Origin of the sequence: Olsenella massiliensis (assembly GCF_001457795.1) — a bacterium.
Classification (GTDB): domain Bacteria; phylum Actinomycetota; class Coriobacteriia; order Coriobacteriales; family Atopobiaceae; genus Olsenella_F; species Olsenella_F massiliensis.
In genome coordinates, this window is sequence record NZ_LN898202.1 from 1 (window position 1) to 4,740 (window position 4,740).

General features: G+C 71.5%; 5 protein-coding genes. 1 reads left to right on the forward strand and 4 read right to left on the reverse strand.

Going from position 1 to position 4,740, the window contains the following annotated elements; all coding sequences use genetic code 11:
- The 4 genes from whiA to BN3001_RS00050 form a co-directional block, all read right to left on the reverse strand.
- Positions 1 to 459, reverse strand: a 459-nt coding sequence (gene whiA, locus BN3001_RS08660; RefSeq protein ID WP_148362903.1) for a DNA-binding protein WhiA, incomplete at its 3' end; no start/stop codon positions are given.
- Between the two features lie 4 nt (positions 460 to 463).
- Entirely contained in the window at positions 464 to 1,363 is a 900-nt protein-coding gene (gene rapZ, locus BN3001_RS00040) for an RNase adapter RapZ (protein WP_058269804.1), read from the reverse strand.
- A 422-nt stretch (positions 1,364 to 1,785) separates the two neighbouring features.
- The gene (locus BN3001_RS00045; protein ID WP_058269801.1) at positions 1,786 to 2,589 is read right to left on the reverse strand and encodes an ECF transporter S component; all 804 of its coding nucleotides are present in this window, start codon (positions 2,587 to 2,589) and stop codon (positions 1,786 to 1,788) included.
- Positions 2,565 to 4,085 (reverse strand): ABC transporter ATP-binding protein, encoded by a 1,521-nt coding sequence (locus BN3001_RS00050; RefSeq protein WP_148362904.1) that lies wholly within the window; start codon positions 4,083 to 4,085, stop codon positions 2,565 to 2,567. Before BN3001_RS00050 ends, BN3001_RS00045 begins: the two co-directional genes overlap by 25 nt.
- A gap of 224 nt (positions 4,086 to 4,309) precedes the next feature.
- On the opposite strand from BN3001_RS00050, the gene BN3001_RS08270 reads away from it, so the two are divergent.
- Positions 4,310 to 4,573: a hypothetical protein gene (locus tag BN3001_RS08270; RefSeq protein WP_148362905.1), complete on the forward strand. Its 264-nt coding sequence runs from the start codon at positions 4,310 to 4,312 to the stop codon at positions 4,571 to 4,573.
- Positions 4,574 to 4,740 lie beyond the last annotated feature (167 nt).

Genomic DNA, 4,740 nt, shown 5'->3' on the forward strand with positions numbered 1-4,740 from the left:
CCATCTCGCCCCTCCATCCGCGTCTCCACCGAGACGGGGGCCGTGGCCCGCACCATGATCAGGCTCACCCATGAGCTCTTCGACCTTGAGACCCCCCTCACGGTGCGTCGATACACCGCCCACCAGGCCCGCGTCGGGCGTGACGATGCCCAGGCGCACGAGCGCGGCGGCGAGCTTGTCCTGCTCGGGTATCTCGATGAGGTAGTTGCGGGCCTTGTGCAGGTTGGATCGACGCACCGTGAGGGGGGTCTCAAGGTCGAAGAGCTCATGGGTGAGCCTGATCATGGTGCGGGCCACGGCCCCCGTCTCGGTGGAGACGCGGATGGAGTGGCGAGCGCGTCCCGAGAGCGTGAGGGTGCCGCACACGCGCACGATGGCCGAGAGCTCGGCGTAGGAGCACGCGTCGCAGCGCCCGTCAAGGCGCGACAGCTCGTCCTTCACGCGCGCGGTGAACGACATCGCCCTACCCCCTTGCGGCGAGCTCGAGGTCGCGGTGCGACCGAGACACGCGATAGCCCTGTCCCTTGAGGTAGTCGGCCGTGGCGTTGGCGATGGCGACGGAGCGGTGCTGTCCGCCGGTGCAGCCGACGGCTATGGAGAGCTGCGCCTTGCCCTCGGCGATGTAGCCCGGCATGACCACGTCGAGCAGGCGCTGCCAGGCCCGCATGAAGCGACCGGTGACCTCATGCCCCAGGACGAAGTCCCTGACCAGGTCGTCGTTGCCCGTGAGATCGCGCATCTGGGGGTCGTAGAAGGGGTTGGGCAGGAAGCGCACGTCGATCATGAGGTCCGCCTCGGCGGGCATGCCATGCTTGAAGCCGAACGAAAAGACGTGCACGTCCAGGAGCTGCTGGTCGGTGAGGCCCGAGAAGGCGCGGCGAATCTTGGTGCGCAGCGCCGAGGTGCGCAGGCGGCTCGTCTCGATGACGAGGTCGGCATGCTCGCGAATCTCCTGGAGCTGACGGCGCTCGCGCAGGATGGCGCGACGCGTGCTGTCTCCCTGGTTGGCCAGGGGGTGGCGGCGACGCGTCTCGTCATAGCGGCGCATGAGGACCTCGTCGGTGGCGTCGAGGAACACGACCTTGTGCGACAGCTCGTGCTCGTCGAGCGTCTGGATGACGTCGGAGATCTCGTCAAAGAGCCCCTGGCTGCGCAGGTCGCAGGTGACCGCGAGATGACGGTCGATGCCGGTGTTGATGCCCACGAGCTTGGCAAGGTCAAGGATGAGGCGAGGCGGCAGGTTGTCGATGCAGTAGTAGCCCATGTCCTCGAAGACGTGGAGGGCCTGGGTGCGACCGCTGCCCGACATGCCCGTGATGATCACGATGTCGGGGATGCGGTCGGCCGCGGCGGCAAAGCGCATCTGCCGAGACTTCTCGCGCCGCTCACGGGCGCCGCCGTCAAAGGACGCTTCCGGCGCGGCGGCGTGGAGCGCGCCCGGGCGCCCAGGCTGTGACGAGGACGGTGAGGAGGTCGTCTCGTCCATGGCTAGCAGAGCCCCGTGCCTGCGGGCACGCCGTGCTCGAGGGCGGGCAGGGCGGGCGTGATGCCGTCCTCGTAGCCGAAGGTGGGTGTGACGGGTGCTGCCATGGCATGCTCCTCTCGCTGTTCCTGCCGGCGTGCCGCTGCCGGCAGCGGAGGCGGGACCCGCGTGCGCCGGTCGTGTCAGCCGGTCAGGCGACCGAGGGCCGGTCGCGCTTCAGTCATATGGTTCGTACCCCTCAAAACGCCGACCCTATCAGCTCCTTGGGACGACGCCGCCGTGGCGCCTGGCGCGTCGCGCCGTCAGCCAAGGTCGAACTTGGCCAGGACGCGCCGCAGGGACCGCTGCCACGGCAGCCAGAGGAGCGTCAGGAACAGGGCGGTGGAGACGCCATGGACGAGGTCGAAGGGGATGCCCTGCCCATAGGCGAGCAGAACCGACTGCCAGGTGAGCGGCCGCACGAAGCCAAGGACGAACCAGCCGTTCAGGATGAGGCCGTACAGGGGGCCGGACAGCAGCCCATAGACGACCAGGGCGAGGGGCGCCGCACCGGGCGCGGACCCTCCCGCCGGCGTCATGCCCGCACCGGGCGCCTCAAGACGGCTGGGCCCGCCGGGCCGGCCCCTGCAATCCTCAGCGTGCGCGGGGGCGGCAAAGAGCTCGCCCGCCAGGTACCCCACCAGCCCCCACGCATACATCTGCCAGGGCGTCCAGGCGCCTTGACCAAAGACGACGTTGGACAGGAGGGCGGCGAGGGCCCCCACCATGAAGCCGCTTCGCCTGCCCAGAAGCGCGCCCGCCACGATGGCCACGGCCGACACCGGCTTGACGTAGGGCAACGCCGAGAACGCCACCCGTCCCGCGGCGGCGACGGACGCCAGGACCACCGTCACCATGAGCTGCCTGAGCCCGGGCCGTGACGCCTCGAAGGTTCCGAACATGAGCGCAAGCGCCACGAGCACGACCAGAAGCGTGAAGCCCGCCGCGCCGTCGATCTCCCACAGGGCGCAGGCCCCCATCGCCGACGGCACCAGCGCCAGCGCCAGCAGCTCCGTGGCGTGCGCGCGCCGCGCGGGCACGCTCATCGCTCCATCCCCCACAACCATGACCTCTCCCTGAACGCGTCCACGGACTCGCTGACGGCCGCCTGGCCGTCAAAGAGCAGCGTCACGCCGTCGGCGATGGGGCCGGCCGTCTCCATGTCATGCGTCGCCATGACCACGGTGGCCCCCTCGGCGCGCGCGTCGGCGAGCAGGCCCAGCACCCGCTCGCGCGTCGTGGCGTCCAGGCCCCTGGTGGGCTCGTCGAGCAGCAGCAGCCGCGGTCGCGCCAGCAGCAGCTTGCAGAGGGCCAACAGCTCCTGCTGGCCGCCCGAGAGGTCAAAGGGGTGCCGCCGCGCGGGCAGGTCTCCCAGGCCGGCGCGGCCCAAGAGCGCGCGCACGTCGCCCTCGCCGTAGCCGCAGGCGCCCGACCACGCCATCAGCTCCTCGCCCACGCTGCCCTCGGACAGGAGCGCCTTGGGGCTCTGGGGCAGCAGCGCCTGGGCGTCGCGCAGGGCGTTGCGGACCCGGCCGCGCTGCGGGCGCAACGTTCCGGCGACGAGCGCCAGCAGCGTGGACTTGCCCGATCCGTTGCCCCCGACGATGATCCTGAGCTCGCCAGGGCGCACCGCAAGGTCCAGTCCCCTGAGCACCCACGCGCCGCGCGCGCGCCGCAGCCAGACGTCCTCAAGCTCCAGGACGGGCCTCGCGGGGCCGGCGGGGGCCTCGTGATGGACGGTGAGACAGGGCAGGGCGCGCGGGCTCGTCCCCAGGCTCCCCATGGCGCGCGAGGCCGTCCCCAGGCCCTCGCCCGTCGTCTTGGGCCCCTCGTCCGGACGACCCCGTGGGTGCAGGCGGCCTCCCTCCAGCGCAAACTGCTGCGTGGCGTAGGGCGCGAACGCGCGCGCGGCGTGGGTCGCCACGACGACCGTGACGCCCAGCGTCCGGTTGACCCGCGCCAAGAGCCCCAGGAACTCCTGCTCGGCCACGGGGTCAAGCAGGGCGGTGGGCTCGTCCAGCAGCAGCACGCGAGGGCGCATGACCAGCGCGGCGGCCAGGGCGACGATCTGGCGCTGGCCTCCCGAGAGCTCCGCGCAGCGCGCGTTAAACCACGGCTCGATGCCCAGAAGGTAGCAGGCCTCGGCCACCCGACGGCGCATCTCACCGGCCTGTACGCAAAGGTTCTCCAGGCCAAAGGCCAGCTCTCGCCGGACCGTGTCGCAGACGAGCTGCGCGTCGGGATTCTGGAGCACCATCCCCACCAGGCTCGCCGAGAGGCGCCGGTCGCGCGACAGCTCGGTTAGCCCGTGGCCGCAGACGAGCACCTCGCCCGCCAGCTCGCCCGCGGGCGTGAGCTCGGGCTTGAGCGTCCGCAGCAGCGTGCTCTTTCCGGAGCCCGTGGGTCCCTGGATCACGGCGAAGGAGCCGGCGTCAAGCCGAAGGCGAACGCCGTCCAGAACGAGGCGCGGCGCGGAGGCGGGGGCCTCCCCTCCGGGAAGGGCGCGATACGCAAAGCTCAGACCCGCCACGTCGAGTGCGGGCACCCGGGCGTCATCCATCATCGTCCTCCCCCCGTCCCGTCGCCCATCGTCGCCGCGCCGTCCTTATCGTCGTGCCGCCGCACGAGACAAAGCGACCCGGGCAGCAGCGACAGGACGGCGACGGGGGCGTAGCGCCACCACGGCGAGAGGGCGCCCAGGGTCGGGTAGAACTGCCAGGAGCGGCCCGCGCGGACGGCCCCCCACGCGGCGGCGAGCGACAGGGTCAGCAGGGCGGCGGCGCGAGCATGGTGGCGGAGCAGGTCACCGGTCCCTGGGAGCGCTCATACACGGTCACGAAGTCGTTGACGGTCTCGGTCAACAACATGAGCGCCGTGACGGTCACCAAGAACGGCGCGACCCAGAGCTTCGAGTCAAAGACCTCGGGCATCGGGTCAATCTCCATCACCGGGACGCCGAGCGCCCCGACGGACGCGGCGACGACGGAAGCGGCGGGTGGCGACGACGCGGGCAAGACGGACGCCGCGGCGTCCAAGGGGAGATGGGTATAAGAGAAAGCCACGCGCCCGGGGCACAACCCCTCGGAGGCCACGGGGGGGGCGGCTCTGCGCCACACCATCAAGAACGCCGCGGGGCGCGTCCTCGGCGCGTCGGTCTCGCGCGCGAGTCACCGCAACCACCAGGGCTCGGACGCCGCGGCCTGCGCCGGTCGCAAGGG